Origin of the sequence: Psychrobacillus insolitus (genome assembly GCF_003254155.1) — a bacterium.
Taxonomy (GTDB): Bacteria; Bacillota; Bacilli; order Bacillales_A; family Planococcaceae; genus Psychrobacillus; species Psychrobacillus insolitus.
This window is the reverse complement of the sequence record NZ_QKZI01000002.1, coordinates 211,245-228,083: the sequence shown is the minus strand read 5'-3', so window position 1 is coordinate 228,083 and position 16,839 is coordinate 211,245. Positions and strand designations below refer to the sequence as shown.

The following is a 16,839-nucleotide window of genomic DNA, read 5'->3' as shown; positions in this document are numbered from 1 at the left end:
ATACTCCTCAAATTTTCGAATTAGTTAACATTTTGTAATAAGTCCCTTGTTTCTCTAACAAATCCTTCTGTGATCCAGCTTCGATTAATTTTCCTTGTTCCATGACAAATACAAGATCTGCTTTACGAACTGTATTCAATCGATGTGCAATGACAAAACTAGTTCTACCTTCCATCAAGTATTCCAATGCCTCTTGAATTTTAAGCTCCGTTACTGTATCAATGCTGGATGTTGCTTCATCCAATAATAAAATGGCAGGATCTGCTACAAGCGCTCTAGCAATGGATAATAACTGCTTTTGACCTTGGCTAATTTCTCCGCCATCTGCACTTAGGATGGTGTCGTATCCATCCGGTAATTTCATGATAAAGTCATGAGCATTTGCTTGTTTTGCAGCATCAATTAATTGTTCATCTGTTGCATTTAACTTACCATAACGTATGTTTTCTTTGACCGTCATTTCAAATAAAAACGGGTCTTGTAAAACAAATGCTGTTTGGCTCCGCAATGTAAACCTCGGCAAATTTTCCATTGGAATGCCATCTATCAAAATTGTTCCTTCATTTACTTCATAGAAACGCGCCAGTAGCTGCATAATGGTTGTTTTACCTGCTCCAGTTGCCCCAACTAATGCTACTATTTTACCTGCTTCCACATGGAAAGAAACATCCTGGATCGTAGGTGTTTCATCCTCTTTATTGTAACGGAATGTCACATGCTCAAACGTCACATTTCCTTTAAGTTGATAGTCTTTGTTTTCATTTGCTGCATCCACTTCTGCAGGTTCATCCATAATCGAAAATACGCGCTCTGCTCCCGCTATGGCAGATAAAACTGTATTAAATTGGTTCGCCAAATCATTTAAAGGACGGGTGAATTGTCGTGCATATTCCGTGAAAATAACTATTTCACCGATTGTCACAGAGCCTTTGTACGCCAATACCCCGCCTACTGCCGCTACCAATGCAAAGCTTGTGTTATTTAATAAGTTCATCACTTTTGGGATAAATCCAGAATACGTTAAAGCCCAAAATCCAGTTCTTTTCAGACGTTCGCTTTTTACTGTAAACTCTTCTAACATACGACTTTCTTGCGAAAATGCTTTGACGATTCGTTGTCCAGAAATCGTTTCTTCAATCATTCCATTCAAATCACCGACTGCTTGTTGCTGTTCCTTAAACAATTTCGATGTACGCTTTGTAATCCATCTCATCGCAAAATACATAAACGGTACAATCGTCAAAGTTACAGCTGTAAGCAGCGGACTTAACAACAGCATAACTACAGTAGTACCAACTAAAGTTAGAACACTTGAAAATACCTGTATAAAAGACGAATTCAATGTTTGGCTTACATTTTCAATATCATTCGTCATCCGACTCATAAGTTCGCCGTGTTGTCGTTTATCAAAAAATGATACTGGTAATTTTTGTAGGTGTTCAAAAAGGCCTGTACGTAATCTGTAAATAGTTTGTTGTGCAATTCCAATCATCCAATAGCTTTGCATATACAAAGAAATCGAAAGAAATACATATACAATAACTAATAGGCCAATCATTTTAGCTAGTCCTACAAATACACTTTGGGTAATATATTTATCAATAATAATACCAATCATATATGGGCCAAGTAAAGATAATGCAGAGCTAACTACTACTAGTAATAATACAATGATTAACAAAAAGCGTTGCTCGTCTACTAGTTTCCAAATGCGGCTTAAAACACCCTTCCAGTCAGATGCTTTTTCTACTTTCTTTTTAGTGCTTTTCTTTAGATCCTCTTTAGTCAGAATAGGCTCATATCCAAAAGGTTTACGAATGAAGTTCAACATAATCGTCTCCCTCCTGCTGTGATTTTGCAATTTCTTTATATAAAGAAGAGCTTTCTAACAACTGTGCGTGTGTTCCATACGCGGATACCTTTCCTTCTTCTAATAATAGAATCTGATCTGCACCTTTTGCTGTTCTAATTTTTTGTGTGATGACTAACATGGTCGATTTCTCATCTTCTAAAGCCTGCCATAAAGCATTCTCCGTTGATACATCCAGTGCACTTGTACTATCATCCAATAGCAAAATGGTTGGTTTTCTAACCAATGCACGCGCGATAGACAAACGTTGCTTTTGCCCACCGGATAGATTAACCCCTTTTTGCCCTACTCTCGTATTATACTGATCTGGAAATTGTTCAATCGAATGATGAATTTGAGCTTGTTTGGCCGCTTCTTTTAATAACTCCCCATCCACAGTGGAATCTCCAAAGCGTAAGTTTTCTTCAATACTCCCTGTGAATAATATGGACTGCTGAGGAACTAAACCAATCACTTTTCTCAGCTCCATTAGTTGCCATTCCTTCACATTTACTCCATCCACCAAAATTTCACCTTTAGTTGCATCAAAAAATCGAGGGATTAAGTTTAATAATGTCGATTTACCAGACCCCGTCGCTCCCATTATGGCAAGTTTTGATCCCGACTTAATAGTAAATGACACATCTTTTAAAACTGGTATGTCCGTTGTTGGATAATGAAATGACACATGTCGGAATTCAATTTCCCCTGAATTCGGTGCCGTTATATGAGAGTTACCATCAATTTCTTCAATACCATCTTCTTCAAGTAACACTTCTTCCATTCGATCTGCAGAAGCTTTTGCTCTTGAAAAGAAAATGATAATAAATGAAAACATAGAAAATGCTCCTGTCATACGCATCGCATAGTTAACAATCGCAACTAACTCTCCTATTTGTACATCGCCTGTCTGCATTTCTTTTGCACCAAACCAAAGCACCGCCATTAAACTAACGTTCATCACAAATAATAGGACTGGCAATATAAACTCCATTATTCGGAACGCCTTGACGTTATCCGTTTTCAACGTAGCTGCTACAGTAGAAAACCGGTTGGATTCATAATTCCCTCTGAGATAAGCTTTGATTAATCGAACGGCCTGTAAATTCTCTTGAATTTTCCGTGTCACTCGGTCTACACTTCGCTGTACCTTGCCAAATAAAGTCATTCCTTTTCTACTCATGATATAAAGGAATATGACTAAAAACGGAGCGCTGATTACTAAAAATAATGCCAAATATGGTTGAACAAAGAACGCCATTATAATACTTCCAACAACTATTAAAGGGGCTCTCAGCATAATACGAAGTCCCATAAAAATAACATTTTGCGTCATTGTTACATCATTCGTTAATCGAGTGATCAAACTTGCAGTTGGAAATTTTATAAAAGTAGCCATCGTGAACGATTGAACCTTTTTAAAAAGCGCTTGGCGAATATCAAATCCATAACTTTGCACTGCATGTGAAGCTATAAATGTATTAATAATCCCAGCTATAAAAGCAAGTAGAGATAGTCCTAACATGATACTACCCCAAAAGAGTATCGTTTGTTGGTCTCCAGCTACTATCCCGTCATCAATAATAATCTTGATTAATAATGGTTGAATAAGTTCCACTGATAGTTCAATTAACATGAAAAATAATGCTGTAACAACAAGCCATTTATACGGAGACAGAAAAGAAAAAACTGTTTTCACTTACACAACACCCCTTTTACCTTGGCCAGCAATCGAGAGCCATGTAACAAATAATAGCATCACAATCACGCCAACATATTGCCACAAACCTAGTACTTGCCCTAACCAAATTACCGAAATGATCAAAGCAGTTAATGGTTCAATACTCGATAAAATACTTGTTTCTACTGCCGTAATGTATTTCATACTAGATAAGAAAAGAATAAATGCAATTGTACCGATTAAAATAATAATAACAACCAAAAAATTCACAGGATACTCTACTAATTGTCCCCAGTCGTCCGAACGCCATATTTTTGAGACTAGCGCAAGAACAGTTCCACCTATTAACATTCCCCAACCAACTACGACCAAGACTCCCCATTCCTTCATAAGTCTTGCGGGATAAACTGTATAGATCGAAAAGGCAATTCCTACTCCTAGGCCCCAAAGCAACGCCTCATTACTAATCAACAATTTACTAATATCTGCATTCGTTAACAATAAAAACAAACCTAAAAGAGTCCCTATAATCCCTACGACTTGATACCTTGGAGGAAACATCTTACTCTTCCAAGAAAAGAATAATACAATATAAATTGGACCTAAAAATTGCATTAATGTTGCAATAGATGCATTACTCGCTTCAATTGCTGCAACAAATGTATATTGCACACCCAGCATTCCAAATATCCCAAATATACATAATTGCATTAACCAGAACTTTTCTTTCCAAATCGCCATAACTGACTTTCCACTAAGTTTTAAAAATACCAGTATAGATGCACCTGCACTAACTAACCGGATAGTTAGAAAAAACGAAACAGCCATACTATTATTGCCCAAAACCCATTCAATCATCGGTCCAGTCGCTCCCCAAAGAATAGAACCGATAACAATTAGGACAATCCCTTTCCAACGCTCCATTTAACACACCTCATTCTACTCTGCTACCATTTTTAAAAACAACTAATTACCTATATTTTAAATATTCCATTGAAACTTCTTCACTAATAATGACTAATTACCCTTCCTTCTATATAATGAATATCAAGATAATTAAAAGGAGTCGTGAATATGCATCATATTCAGGAATTATTAGAAGCAAGTAGACTTATTTCCAATCATACACCGTATCCAATGTTCATGACAGACATGCATGGTCATATCATTTGGTGGAGTGATGAGGCAGAAAAAAGTTTCGGTTACAAATCAGATGACGTAAAAGGTAAATACGTTCCTTTATTTGATCGTAATTTAGATGACCATTTTACCGATATTTGGGAAAGCTTATCGAGAAGTCTCGATCCTCTTCAATTTGACTCTGTTCCTTTATATCATCAGAATGGGGACAGTTTTACTGCTTCTATTGTTGCAAAGTCCTTTCCTTTTGAAAATGAACGATTTTCCTTATTTCAAATTAATTTTGCCGACATTCAAAATACAGAAAATACGAGTTTTATAGAGCTACAACTCTTAAAAAAAGGGTTATCAGAATCTTTTATGCTTGTCTACTTAGACAAAGATGGAATAGTCATTCATGCAAATGACAAATTTTTGAGTAGCAGTAAATGGACGCCTAAAAGAGTTCTTGGTAAGTCTTTTTGGCAGTTAATACCGAATACACCTGATCATGTTGCAAAAGCTGAGGTGATTGTTAAAAAGATTCGTAATGGGGAAAACTTCTATGGCCCTATTGAAAAAATCACTAAAACTGGTCAAATCTATTGGGTAAATCTTTTGGTGATACCTATTACCGACTCACAAAAAAACCTACTATATTATTTATTATTAGAAGAAGAAATTACAGAAAAAAAATTATTACAAACTAAACTGGAACAAATTGCATATGTTGATACTGAAACTGGATTAATAAGTAGACATCGTTTAGAGGAAATTGTTGCAGAATATATTCGAGATAGCAAACATTTCTCATTTGTGTATATTTCTATTGACCAATTTTATACATTAAAAGAAATTTTCAATGATCAAACAGAAACAATGTTATTAACCGAATTTACGAAACGATTAAAAGTATATTTTAGAGATTCCATAATTGCAAGAACTAGTAGAGATGAATTTGCACTTATTACGCCACTAAGTGATTGGTATATCCAAGAGTTTATTTATTTTTTAAAACAGAAGCCTATTTATTTAAACAATAAAATGATTCCTTTAACAGTAAGTGGTGGTATCACTAAATTTCCTGAAGACCAGCAAACCTATATAAATTTATTGAAAGCTTCCACCACAACAATCCAAAAGATTAAAAAAGAAGGTGGCGGTTCAATTGCCATCCTTTCTCAATCAGACCATTATAAATTGAGCCGAAGAATCCAAATAGAAAAAAGATTACTTTTAGCCCTTGATCACAATGATTTACACGTAATGTACTTACCACAAGTAGATGTTGCAACTGGAAAAGTGATTGCTGTAGAAGCTCTAGTTCGCTGGGAGGATGAAGTACTTGGTACTGTTTCTCCAGATGAACTGATTCCTATTGCTGAAGAAACAGGATTGATAAACGAAATAGGAACTTTCGTTTTAGAAAAAGCCTGTGAACAAGCAGCCATTTGGCAGAGAAAAGAGATTCCAGTAAAAGTTAGCTATAATTCTTCTATTCGCGAGTTTCGTGATAAAAACATGGTGAAAACGATTCGAAAGGTGTTAGAAAAATACAATTGTTCGCCTAGTTTATTGCAAATTGAGTTCACTGAAAAATTCGCAATAGAAGCAGAAGGTGAACAGTCGATTATTGGACAAATGCGCAAATTGCAACAGGATGGAGTTACGTTCACTTTAGATGATTTTGGAACTGGATATGCATCACTTCACTATTTACAACTGCTCCCTATTGATGAAATGAAAATAGACAGCTCATTTATTAGCTCGATTACAGGACTAGAGAAGCAAAAAAAATTAGTTCAAGGTCTAATACATTTAGGGCATTCTTTAGGTGTTCGTGTTGTTGCAGAAGGTGTAGAGCATGAGTCACAGTACTTGCTTTTAAAAGAGTTTGGATGCGATGCACTTCAAGGATATTATATTAGCCCTCCAATTTCTGCAGAAGAAGTAGAAAAACTGTTTTAAGAAGAAAAGCGTAAGCGCCTTTTTCTATATGGACTTTTACGGTCTGCTTTAGACAAAACTTATTGAAATATAATAAACGAGAATTCGAAAAGGAGCTACGTGACTGCGTCACGTAGCTCCTCAATTTTTTCGGTCATCCTATTACTTTTGTTTATCCTTCGCTCCCCTAAAACATCGAAGGAAAAAGGGCAAATGCTTTGGGGAATAAGAGAGGAGAACCTTTTCTGCCTCTATTCACGGTTTTGTTTTTAATCTACCTATTACCTTCGAAGAAAGTTGAGTAATAATTTCTGCGAAAACTAAGCCCATTGCAATCGAACCTGAAATCATTAATGCCAGTACAACATTTTCCATTGCAACCGCATAATTGCTCAGTACCATATTACGCATTGAATTATACGCAATCCCTCCCGGAACAAGTGGTATAATACCCGCAACACTAAAAATAATCATAGGCATTTTATAACTTTTAGAAAATAAATGTGCAATAAACGCAATGGTAAATGCACCTGAAAAAGAGGAAAGAATAGGATTTCCACTTACTTCATCAATAAAAATATAGATTAGCCAACCTGTCATACCAACTAAACCAGATGGTATCAAAGCTTTTTTAGGGGCATTAAACAAAATTCCAAAAGCCGAAACTGCTATAAAACCTAGAAGCCCTTGTACGATATAATACATCATTAGCTCCCCCTTAAAATGATAGTACTAACGCTACGCCAACACCTATCGCAAATGAAGTTAGTGCTGCTTCTGCTCCTTTTGACAATCCGGAAACAAAATGCCCCGCCATTAAATCACGTACAGCATTTGTTATGAGAAGTCCTGGTACTAAAGGCATGACTGAACCAATTATTATTTTATCGGTTTCAATCCCTAGCCCAAGGGAAACGGAACCTGTAGCAATCAACGCAATGAATAATGCAGCTAAAAACTCCGCAAAAAATTTGACTCTTGTTTTTACCTCCACCATACTTGCGACAGCATAACCTATTCCACCTGCAATAATTGCTGTTGGAACATCCATTATCTCTCCACCTAACATTAAAAGAAATGCTCCAGATGCAAAGGCAGCAGCAATTATTTGAATCCAAAATGGGAACACTTTGTGTTCTGTTTCTATTTTCACTAGTTCTATATAAGCTTCTTCTAAGTTAATTTCAGCATTTGCTAGTTTTCTTGATACAGCATTTACTGCTGCAATTCTTTCTAAATCTGTATTTCTATTATTAATACGAACTAATCGTGTAGGTTTTTTTTTAGTACCACTAAAAATGATTCCAGTTGGTGTCACAAAGCTTTGTGACTCTGTCAGTTGCTGTGAATTAGCCATTCGGTCCATAGTATCCTCTGCCCGATATGTTTCTGCACCACTTTCCATCATCAAACGGCCAGCAAGCAAACAGCATTCTACCGCAAGTTCGTAGTCTGGGGTCTCCAATTAGTGCACCTTCCTTCTATTGATAGGATAATCTTATCCGACAGTCTAATTAAAAACAATCCAAACCGAAAATTTTTCTGAAATAAATATATTATACTACAGAAAAAAAGGTGACTCCCAATCAAATAATTGTTTGATTGGGAGTCACCTTTGTTTGGTTGAACTTGCGATGTTTCCATTTTAACTTGCTATATCTGACCTTGAACTTGTGACGTTCCTCTATCGCAACTATTTCAATAAGTTAATTTACTAATTTGTTCAAACGTATTTAAGTTATAACTAATAATTTCTTGCATGGCGATTGTGAATAAAGTGTTTTCTACATAAGTCATGCGTTGAATGCTCTTTTCCCATTCTTCATATTGCTGGTTTTCCGTTTTTTGTTTCAATAGATTTCCTTTTAAGATGATTCCATTTTCAGGAGTAATTTCGTATATTAGCGCTCCATCTTGTTTAAAGTCTGTATACTGATTACTTTCTGATTGCTCATAAACAGAAATAGGGAATCCGTATAGATTTTTCCCGCTGTGTTCGAACAGTGCATGATGGTCGTATTGAATCGGCGAATAGGTTCCTTGACCTCCAATAATTTCCGTATCAAGCTCTTTTGGATTTTCAAAATCTGTGACGTCAAATAAGGAGACCTTCATACCTTCCGTCATAATGATTGGTTCCTTGGATCCTGATTGCGCAACGGATTTAGTTTCATAACCAAAACCGATTAAATGAGTTTCATCTAATGGATGCAAGTAATTACTGAATCCTGGGATTTTCAATTCTCCCAACACTTTTGGAGCTGTTGGAGTCGCAACATCAATGACGAATAGTGGATCTGTTTCTTTAAACGTCACCATATAGGCTTTGTCCCCCATAAATCTTGCAGAATAGATTCTTTCCTCTTTAGCAAGTCCTGTGAGTGAGCCAACTATATTCATCCCTTCATCTAAAATGAATAGATTATTTTCAGCAGGTTCATTGTCATTCCAGTTGTTTCCTTTTGTTGTGACTGCTCGGAAATAGCCATTATGCTCATCCATAGAAAACTGATTTAGAATGGACCCAGTTATTCTACTAGATGTAACGAATTGGATATTTGTCTTTTCTAGTGCAAACTTGAATACTTCTGTATTCATCGTACCTGAATTCCAAATCATGGTATTCGCTTGTAAATCTTCAGACTCGTAAATACCAGCAGTTAAATACAGATTTTCTTTCGACATATACAGTTGTTCACTACCACCTAGATAACCTTTTGTTATTACGGCATTTTCTGCTAGATTTTCTAGATCAATAGCTGTAATTACACTATATGAACCTTGCATTGTATTTGGTAGAATTGCGATGTCTTTATATGGTATCGCGGTAACTTCGGCTCCCTCAACCATCGAGTCAAATGTATGTGGGCGTAACTCTATTTTTGAATCTTCTTCCATTCCCCAGTAGTTAGGATAGAAAGTTGTTACATAATAGAGTGTATTATTCGTCAAACGAGCTCCATTCAAGTAACCTTCTGTTGCAATCTCTCTTTCCAACTTAGGTGATGTTGGATTAGATATGTCGTAAAAATAGACAGTTGTCATGGAATCCATCGGCATACCAATTTTCTCCATACTGCGTGCATTCATTCCTTTTTCTAATGTGTGATACATATTTTTTTGACCGATAACCATCAATGTTTCACCCGACAATAAAAGTTGTGTTGGATAAAAATCATTATCTAATTGTAATTTTGTTTCTTCTTTCAAGTTTGCTGGATCCTCCACATTTATGATCACTACTTTGTTATCACTCAGTGTAAATATATGTGTTCCGTTTGTTTTCACTGAATCTGCTTCATCTACACCTTCTACCTGGTTATTCGTTGTGGAGTAATCTCCGCCACCTTCAGCAGTAGCAGAATCTTTGCTTTCTGAAGTCGTCTCTGCCTCTTCCATCACACCTATGTTCATATCACCTATTACTTTTTGAACCGCTGTAAAGTAGTCTGTTAGTTCTTGTTTTGATTGAATGGATTGAATTTCTTTATAAACATGGAACATAAATCTTGCTTTTCCTATTCCCAGTTTCTTTTTCACAAATAAAGTGTACGCACCTTCTTCAAGCCCTGAAATTTCAATAGATTTACCATCTTCGGCTATTTTATGTTGTGCATTAACTTTATTCTCTTTCTGATTCAGTAAATACACTTCTCCTTTTTCCCATGCATCTTGGTTAATAGCTGTTGAAAGATCTGCTGTAAATAGTTGATTAGACAAAATAACATTTTGTGCACTTATTGTTTGTTTCGTAAAAAATGATAGCCCTACTGCCAATAATATACATGCAACAACAATTGATATAATCCACTTTTTCATCCCAATCACCCTTTCAATTACATAGTTAATCCATTAGACTCAAAATTCACCAATTGGTTACATATTATTAAGAAAGGCGCAAAAGTACCCCTTTTCTATACGTACTTTTACGGTTCACTTTGGACCAAACTTATGGTGATAGGATAAATGAGAACGAGGAGCTTTAGAAGTCTATTAGTCGCTTTTTATGTATTTTTCAAATATGTATTACCAATACATTGGATATTTCCTTCTAGGATGCAAATTATTTATGATCAATGCGTAAAGAATAATTATGATAGTTCCTAAAAGCACCGTGGTAAATAAAAAACTCCAACTATACCCTTCAATCATAATGATAAGTGCGTTACCACAAGCTGGGGGATGGAATGTTCTTGTCAAAAGCATACAAAAAATAGTTAGACAAACAGCTATACTAATCAGTAGTGGGGTTGATCCAAATAAGTTTTGCATGCTAATTCCGATAAAAGAAGCGATTAGGTGACTTCCTATAATATTTCTAGGTTGTCCAACAGGTGCATTCCATGCAATAAAAGCGAGCATACCACTCGGAGCAAACGATGCCAATATCCATATTGGAGTGGTTAATTCGGCTAGCTCAAGAAATGTAAAAATACAAATAAATCCTCCAAAAGCTCCAATCAGTGCATCTACAACTGAAAAGTGTTGAGTAATCGGAGTATCACCTTTCATTTTACTGAAATAACATTTTAACAGATTTCCTTCTTTTATAACATCATTCTCCATTGTATATCACTCCAGGTTTTCAACAGACATAAATTTCGATACTCTTTCTTCAGTTTGATGTGAAGAAAGAGTTATATATAGTAGCAATTTGGCATACTAAAAGTTTCTTTATAAATTTTTAAAACAAGTATTTAAAATAATAGTTTATTAATAATATAACATCTTTAACTAATTTTACAACCTTTCAGCCAGCTGGGGGACTGTATTAAAGCACATATGAATATAGTATTTTATGATTTTTTTGAATTAACATAAATACAAAAATTCACAATATTATTACGCTCCACTTGTTCAAAAATGGTTTACCAAAACTAAAACGACATACTTATGAAATTGATTCATTCTTTTTTTAAAAAATTACACCATCTATAATAAGAGCAGTTTTTCAATCTAAACAGATTGAAAAAACTGCTCTTTCTTTTTATGATTCTATTTATTAACCTTGTACCATCGCTTCTACTATAAACACACCTCTAGCTGCCATTTCTTTCATATACAATTCACCTGGAACGATTAATTCTGGAGGATATACCCCACGTTTGGTAATAACCTGGTTTCCAATCATTTGTGCCACTACTGAAACAGTATTAGCAGTCGCTCGGGCCATTGCCGTTTCTCCAGAAAGGACATCTTTTTTTGTAGCCATTTCATAACTAAATATAGTGCGTTCACCGTCTTTGATTCCACCAACTACCACTCGTAGTAGCACTGCATCTTCTTTGTCTCCAAGGAGTAATTGTGGAGTTAGCATTTCTCTTAATACATCACGTACTTTTATACTATTTCCGTCTACATTTACTGTGTTCTTTTTATCCGTCAAACCTAAATCCACAAGCAGTTTAAACTTTTCTGCATGCCCTGGATACCGAATCGTTTTGTATTCCAGTGTGTCGATATTTGGAAATGATTTAGATAGAGTTGATATTCCACCTGCTGTGTGAAATACTTCTAATTCTCCATATTGATCAAAATAAATGGTTTCAATTTCTGTTAGAGATTCAATTTCCTGAAGTTTTCCATTTCGAATAATATGCGAAGGATCTGTGTAATGATCGAATACTCCTTCCAATGAGAAAACGATATTATATTTGAATACTCCCTCTGGTTCTACAGGTATCCCCCCAACATATAAGAAAATATCTGAAACCTCATCGAGTTTACTAGCCCCGTAACCTGCCAGTATATTTATCATTCCTGGTGCTACTCCTAAATCTGGAATTAGCGTAACGCCTTGCTTCTTTGCTTTCTCGTCAAGCGCGAGGACAGCATCTGTCGCCCCACCAATATGCCCACCTAAATCAATGGAATGTACCCCTACTTCCACAGCAATCTTTGCAATTTTTTCGTTAAATGAATAAAACATTGCATTGATTACTACATCTACTTCCTTTATTATGGCCGTAATTTCATCGTCATCATTGGCATCTAAACGAAGGACTTCTAGTTTTGGATTTTGTAATTTAGCTTTAAATGAATTTGCTTGTCCTACATCTAAATCACATAAGATTACTTTCTCCACATTTGGACTTAACACTAAATCTCGCGCTACTTCTTTCCCCATTAGACCTGCACCTAATACTGCGACTTTCATGTTGTCATCCCCTTTTTTACATACTATTCTGTATCTATTTGTGCACGCTGCAATTTCCCACTAAAGTCGACATAGATACTTTTCCATTCCGTATACACATCCAATGCAGCAACACCTGAATCACGGTGGCCATTTCCTGTTCCTTTTGTTCCACCAAAAGGCAAGTGAATTTCAGCACCTGAAGTTCCTGCATTTACGTAAACTATTCCCGTGTCTAAATCGCGTTGCGCACGGAAAACTTTATTGACATCTTTCGAATATATAGAACTGGAGAGCCCATATTTGACACCATTATTCACTTCAATTGCTTCCTCTAATGAACTCACTTCGATTAGTGAAACAACTGGTCCAAAAATTTCTTCTTGAGCTATTCGCATATTTGGCAAAACATCTGTAAAGAGAGTTGGAGCATAGTAATTGCCTAGAGCCAGATCCTCATTTTGCAAGACCTTACCACCGACTAGCAGTTTGGCACCTTCTTGTTGACCCACTAGCGTATAGGAATGAATTTTTTCCAACGCAGCCTTATTAATAACAGGCCCAATTTTCACCATTTCGTCTAATCCATTTCCGATTGTTAACTTTTCCATCTGTTCGAGTAACATTTCTTCTAACTTACTCTTAATATCTTTATGCACAATGACTCTACTGCATGCCGTACAACGCTGGCCTGCTGTTCCAAATGCACTCCATATAATTCCTTCTACAGCAAGTGAAAGATCCGCATCATCCATAACAATCACTGCATTTTTCCCACCCATTTCAAGCGATACTTTCTTTAAATGTCTTCCACCAAGTTCAGCTACTTTTCTTCCTGTTTCCGTTGATCCAGTAAAGGAAATAACTTTTACATCCGGATGTTCTATCAGAGCAGTGCCAACTTCTGAACCAGTTCCAAACACTATATTTGCAACCCCAGCTGGCAATCCTACTTCTTCAAAAATTTTAGCCATTTCAAAAGCCATCATTGGTGTTTCCATTGCTGGCTTCCAAATAAATGCATTTCCAGCGACTATTGCAGGGAATGATTTCCAAGTAGCAATCGCAACCGGAAAATTCCATGGGGTGATCAGACCAACTACTCCGATTGGCGCACGAACACTCATCGCAAATTTATCCGCTAGCTCAGATGGTGTGGTGTCTCCAAACAATCGTCGGCCTTCCCCAGCCATATAATAGGCCATATCTATTCCTTCTTGCACTTCCCCACGGCCTTCTTCAATGACCTTTCCCATCTCTTTCGTAAGTACTTGCGCTAAATGCCCTTTCTTTTCTTTCATTAATCGACCAATTTCATATAAATATTCTGCTCGTTTAGGAGCTGGAACAAGTGTCCATTTTTTCTGCGCTTTAACCGCTGCTTCTACTGCAATATCGACATCTATTTTTGAAGACATCCTAACTTCAGCTAGCTTTTCACCTGTTGCTGGATTCAAAACAGATGTGTACTTTTCTTCCCCAATATCTTGCCATTTACCATTTATAAAATTAGTTAATTTCATATGATCGACCTCTTTCGTATATTAGTTAGTAATAATTTGTATACTAGTATAAATTCGATAATTTATGATGAAATCCTCTAAAAATCTGAAAATTTAACTATTTAAAGATGAAACCTTTCCTCTAGTACTTCGTATAGATGAGGAATAATAAATTTAGGAGGAATTTAAACGATGAACAATCATGAAATTGATTACAAACTTTACGGGGATGACATGCAATTTGTAGAGATCGAATTAGACCCACAAGAAACCGTAGTAGCTGAGGCTGGCAGCTTAATGATGATGGAAGACGGAATTACAATGGAAACCATTTTTGGTGATGGTTCGAGCTCAAGTAACGCTTCGGGTTTAATGGGCAAATTAATGGGTGCCGGTAAAAGAATGTTAACAGGAGAAAGCCTATTCATGACTACCTTTACAAACGTAGGTAGCGGAAAAAAACATGTGTCATTTGCTTCCCCTTACCCAGGAAAGATAATTCCAATGGACCTGAGTCAATATAAAGGGAAAATCATCTGTCAAAAAGATGCCTTTTTAGCAGCAGCAAAAGGTGTTTCTGTAGGAATTGAATTCCAACGTAAGCTTGGAGCTGGATTCTTCGGTGGTGAAGGTTTTATCATGCAAAAGCTTGAAGGTGATGGTCTTGCTTTCGTTCATGCGGGTGGAACTATTTATAGAAAATCTTTGCAAAATGGCGAAGTATTGAAAGTAGATACTGGTTGTTTAGTCGCGATGACTTCTGATGTTGACTACAATATAGAAATGGTACCAGGCGTGAAAACAGCGCTATTTGGTGGGGAAGGATTATTCTTCGCAACGCTTCGTGGGCCAGGTACTGTTTGGGTTCAATCTTTACCATTTAGCCGTTTAGCAAGTCGTGTATTCGCAGCTGCTCCACAAACTCCTGGTGGCGGTTCTAAAGGAGAAGGAAGCATTACTGGAGGGTTATTCAACCTTTTAGGTGGAAAATAAAATTATGCTTTAAGAAAAGTGCAAGTAGCAGCTTTTATAAATAGAAGTTGCAGGTTCGCTTTGGACAAAACTTATGGTTATAGGATAAATGAGGACAAGAGTAATGAGCTACGTGACTGCGTCACATAGCTCATTACTCTTGTCGGTCATCCTATTACAAATGTTTGTCCGTCGCTTCTCTCTTCTTAACCAAAACTTTCACAAAATGATTAGGATTATTTTTGGAGAGCGGCGGACAGTTGGACGCTACACGATGACTAAAAAGAGGAATGGCAGTAAGAAAGAATATGTAGAGAAAGGCATCTACCACCTCAATAATATTAATAATTACCATTCCCGTTTAAAGAAATGGATAAGTCGGTTTAATGGTGTTTCTACGAAGTATTTACAACTTAATTTAGTGTGGTTTCAATTCCTCGACAATAGGAAAATGGAAAGCGATTTAAGCAAAAAAAAAATGCTTATCTTGTCAAGTGTTCATGGAACATTGGAAACCGTAGACAAGTTAAAACTGAGAGACTATGCATTCTAAATAAAAAATGTACATAAAAATGAGCTGGAAATGTATCTCCAAGCTCATTGGATTTTGATGTCCGTTTTTTACTAAAGTAGGTTAGTTGAAGAAGGATTTTTTTGGCAGATATCTAAATAAGTAATACTTTTAGACCCCAAATTATTTGTAATTACTTTGCTTTTTCTAATTTCGACATTGGAATGAAAGAGTAGAGTTGTTTTCGATTATTGGACAAAATTTGCACGTAGCCGTTTATTATATAATAATAACTTTCCACTACAGTATCTTTCCCTACAGAAATGGTATTTACAGTTTTAACTCCAAACGGGTTGTCATAAATTAGTGTATCTTCTTTTACCTTATAAAGAGCACGAGGAACTGCTATTGCTGTACTTTCAACAAGTTTAATATCTGTTGAGTCATTAAACTCATACATATCGCCATCGCCCATTTTTACAGGATTATGATAGAATTGCAAACAACAACTCCCCCACAAGCCAAGAATCTCTCCATAAGGGACATTTATTTTTTGTTTTGCAGGAGGAGTACTTAGGGCATCTGCATTATCATAAGTTACATCAATAGGGTTACGACTGATATTCACTGATACAGGATTTCCGAAAAATTCACGTCTGATTTCTATTGGCATTGCTTTAAAAACGAATAAATCTGTCTTTTTCACACGATAACCGCTACTCATCCAATAGTTTGTTTCACCACCATATTTCTCAACATCGTATACTTTGAAAATATTGTACTAACATCAATCTTCAACTAAGCACTCCGTTAGTTGAAGAAGTAAATACCTCTTTTGGTTACAGAGTAGGCTCGTACTTTTACGTTATTACTTTATGATGTAAGAAAAAGAAACGTTATTCCAGAGCCAATCTCGGAAATATTCTTCTACTGTTTTTTTTATTGCTTTATCGTCCATATTCTCGTCAATCCCTAATTCTTGTAAAGTGACCGTTTCTTTAACATATTTTGTACTAACTGAAATCGTAACTGTTTTACCCATTTATTAATCTTCCTATTTCCCTCACATTTTAGTTTAATACGACTCAAAATATTTTGGATTACACATTGCTCCTATATTAA

Annotated in this window: 13 protein-coding genes and 1 pseudogene; 3 read left to right on the top strand and 11 right to left on the bottom strand. The window is 36.0% G+C overall.

The window, feature by feature from the left end; all coding sequences use genetic code 11:
* Positions 1 to 7: 7 nt before the first annotated feature.
* From C7437_RS08355 to C7437_RS08345, 3 genes are read right to left on the bottom strand one after another with little or no spacing between them, the layout of a single operon-like run.
* Positions 8 to 1,831 carry an ABC transporter ATP-binding protein gene (locus C7437_RS08355; RefSeq protein WP_211309992.1) on the bottom strand — a complete coding sequence of 608 codons (1,824 nt, stop codon included), beginning with the start codon at positions 1,829 to 1,831 and terminating at the stop codon, positions 8 to 10.
* A complete protein-coding gene (locus tag C7437_RS08350; protein ID WP_111439219.1) occupies positions 1,812 to 3,548 on the bottom strand; it encodes an ABC transporter ATP-binding protein in 1,737 nt (578 codons plus the stop codon). The genes C7437_RS08355 and C7437_RS08350 overlap by 20 nt, the downstream gene beginning before the upstream one ends.
* Positions 3,549 to 4,454, bottom strand: coding sequence for a DMT family transporter (locus C7437_RS08345; protein WP_111439218.1), 906 nt, complete (start codon positions 4,452 to 4,454; stop codon positions 3,549 to 3,551). It abuts the gene before it with no gap.
* A gap of 150 nt (positions 4,455 to 4,604) precedes the next feature.
* Here C7437_RS08345 and C7437_RS08340 point away from each other — a divergent pair, with 150 nt between their 5' ends.
* Entirely contained in the window at positions 4,605 to 6,617 is a 2,013-nt protein-coding gene (locus C7437_RS08340; protein ID WP_111439217.1) for a sensor domain-containing protein, read from the top strand.
* Between the two features lie 234 nt (positions 6,618 to 6,851).
* Here C7437_RS08340 and C7437_RS08335 read toward each other — a convergent pair whose 3' ends face one another.
* From C7437_RS08335 to C7437_RS08310, 6 genes are all read right to left on the bottom strand, one after another.
* Positions 6,852 to 7,301 carry a threonine/serine exporter family protein gene (locus C7437_RS08335; RefSeq protein ID WP_111439216.1) on the bottom strand — a complete coding sequence of 150 codons (450 nt, stop codon included), beginning with the start codon at positions 7,299 to 7,301 and terminating at the stop codon, positions 6,852 to 6,854.
* 13 nt (positions 7,302 to 7,314) lie between these two features.
* The gene (locus C7437_RS08330; RefSeq protein WP_111439215.1) at positions 7,315 to 8,061 is read right to left on the bottom strand and encodes a threonine/serine exporter family protein; all 747 of its coding nucleotides are present in this window, start codon (positions 8,059 to 8,061) and stop codon (positions 7,315 to 7,317) included.
* A gap of 233 nt (positions 8,062 to 8,294) precedes the next feature.
* On the bottom strand, positions 8,295 to 10,415 hold the full coding sequence (locus C7437_RS08325) for a beta-propeller domain-containing protein (RefSeq protein ID WP_111439214.1): 2,121 nt from the start codon (positions 10,413 to 10,415) through the stop codon (positions 8,295 to 8,297).
* Between the two features lie 207 nt (positions 10,416 to 10,622).
* A complete protein-coding gene (locus C7437_RS08320) occupies positions 10,623 to 11,162 on the bottom strand; it encodes an HPP family protein (RefSeq protein ID WP_111439213.1) in 540 nt (179 codons plus the stop codon).
* Between the two features lie 436 nt (positions 11,163 to 11,598).
* Complete coding sequence (locus tag C7437_RS08315) at positions 11,599 to 12,753, bottom strand: saccharopine dehydrogenase family protein (protein ID WP_111439212.1); 1,155 nt, start codon at positions 12,751 to 12,753, stop codon at positions 11,599 to 11,601.
* A gap of 23 nt (positions 12,754 to 12,776) precedes the next feature.
* The gene (locus C7437_RS08310; RefSeq protein ID WP_111439211.1) at positions 12,777 to 14,255 is read right to left on the bottom strand and encodes an aldehyde dehydrogenase family protein; all 1,479 of its coding nucleotides are present in this window, start codon (positions 14,253 to 14,255) and stop codon (positions 12,777 to 12,779) included.
* Between the two features lie 171 nt (positions 14,256 to 14,426).
* Here C7437_RS08310 and C7437_RS08305 point away from each other — a divergent pair, with 171 nt between their 5' ends.
* Positions 14,427 to 15,227: a TIGR00266 family protein gene (locus C7437_RS08305; protein ID WP_111439210.1), complete on the top strand. Its 801-nt coding sequence runs from the start codon at positions 14,427 to 14,429 to the stop codon at positions 15,225 to 15,227.
* Between the two features lie 295 nt (positions 15,228 to 15,522).
* Positions 15,523 to 15,759, top strand: a pseudogene (locus tag C7437_RS08300) (IS1595-like element ISSpps1 family transposase); the annotation flags it as partial.
* A 151-nt stretch (positions 15,760 to 15,910) separates the two neighbouring features.
* Here the strand turns inward: C7437_RS08300 and C7437_RS08295 are convergent.
* Together C7437_RS08295 and C7437_RS16950 are read right to left on the bottom strand one after the other, a co-directional pair.
* Positions 15,911 to 16,423 carry a hypothetical protein gene (locus tag C7437_RS08295; RefSeq protein ID WP_146249619.1) on the bottom strand — a complete coding sequence of 171 codons (513 nt, stop codon included), beginning with the start codon at positions 16,421 to 16,423 and terminating at the stop codon, positions 15,911 to 15,913.
* A gap of 162 nt (positions 16,424 to 16,585) precedes the next feature.
* Positions 16,586 to 16,759: a hypothetical protein gene (locus C7437_RS16950; protein WP_170122344.1), complete on the bottom strand. Its 174-nt coding sequence runs from the start codon at positions 16,757 to 16,759 to the stop codon at positions 16,586 to 16,588.
* Positions 16,760 to 16,839: the final 80 nt, after the last annotated feature.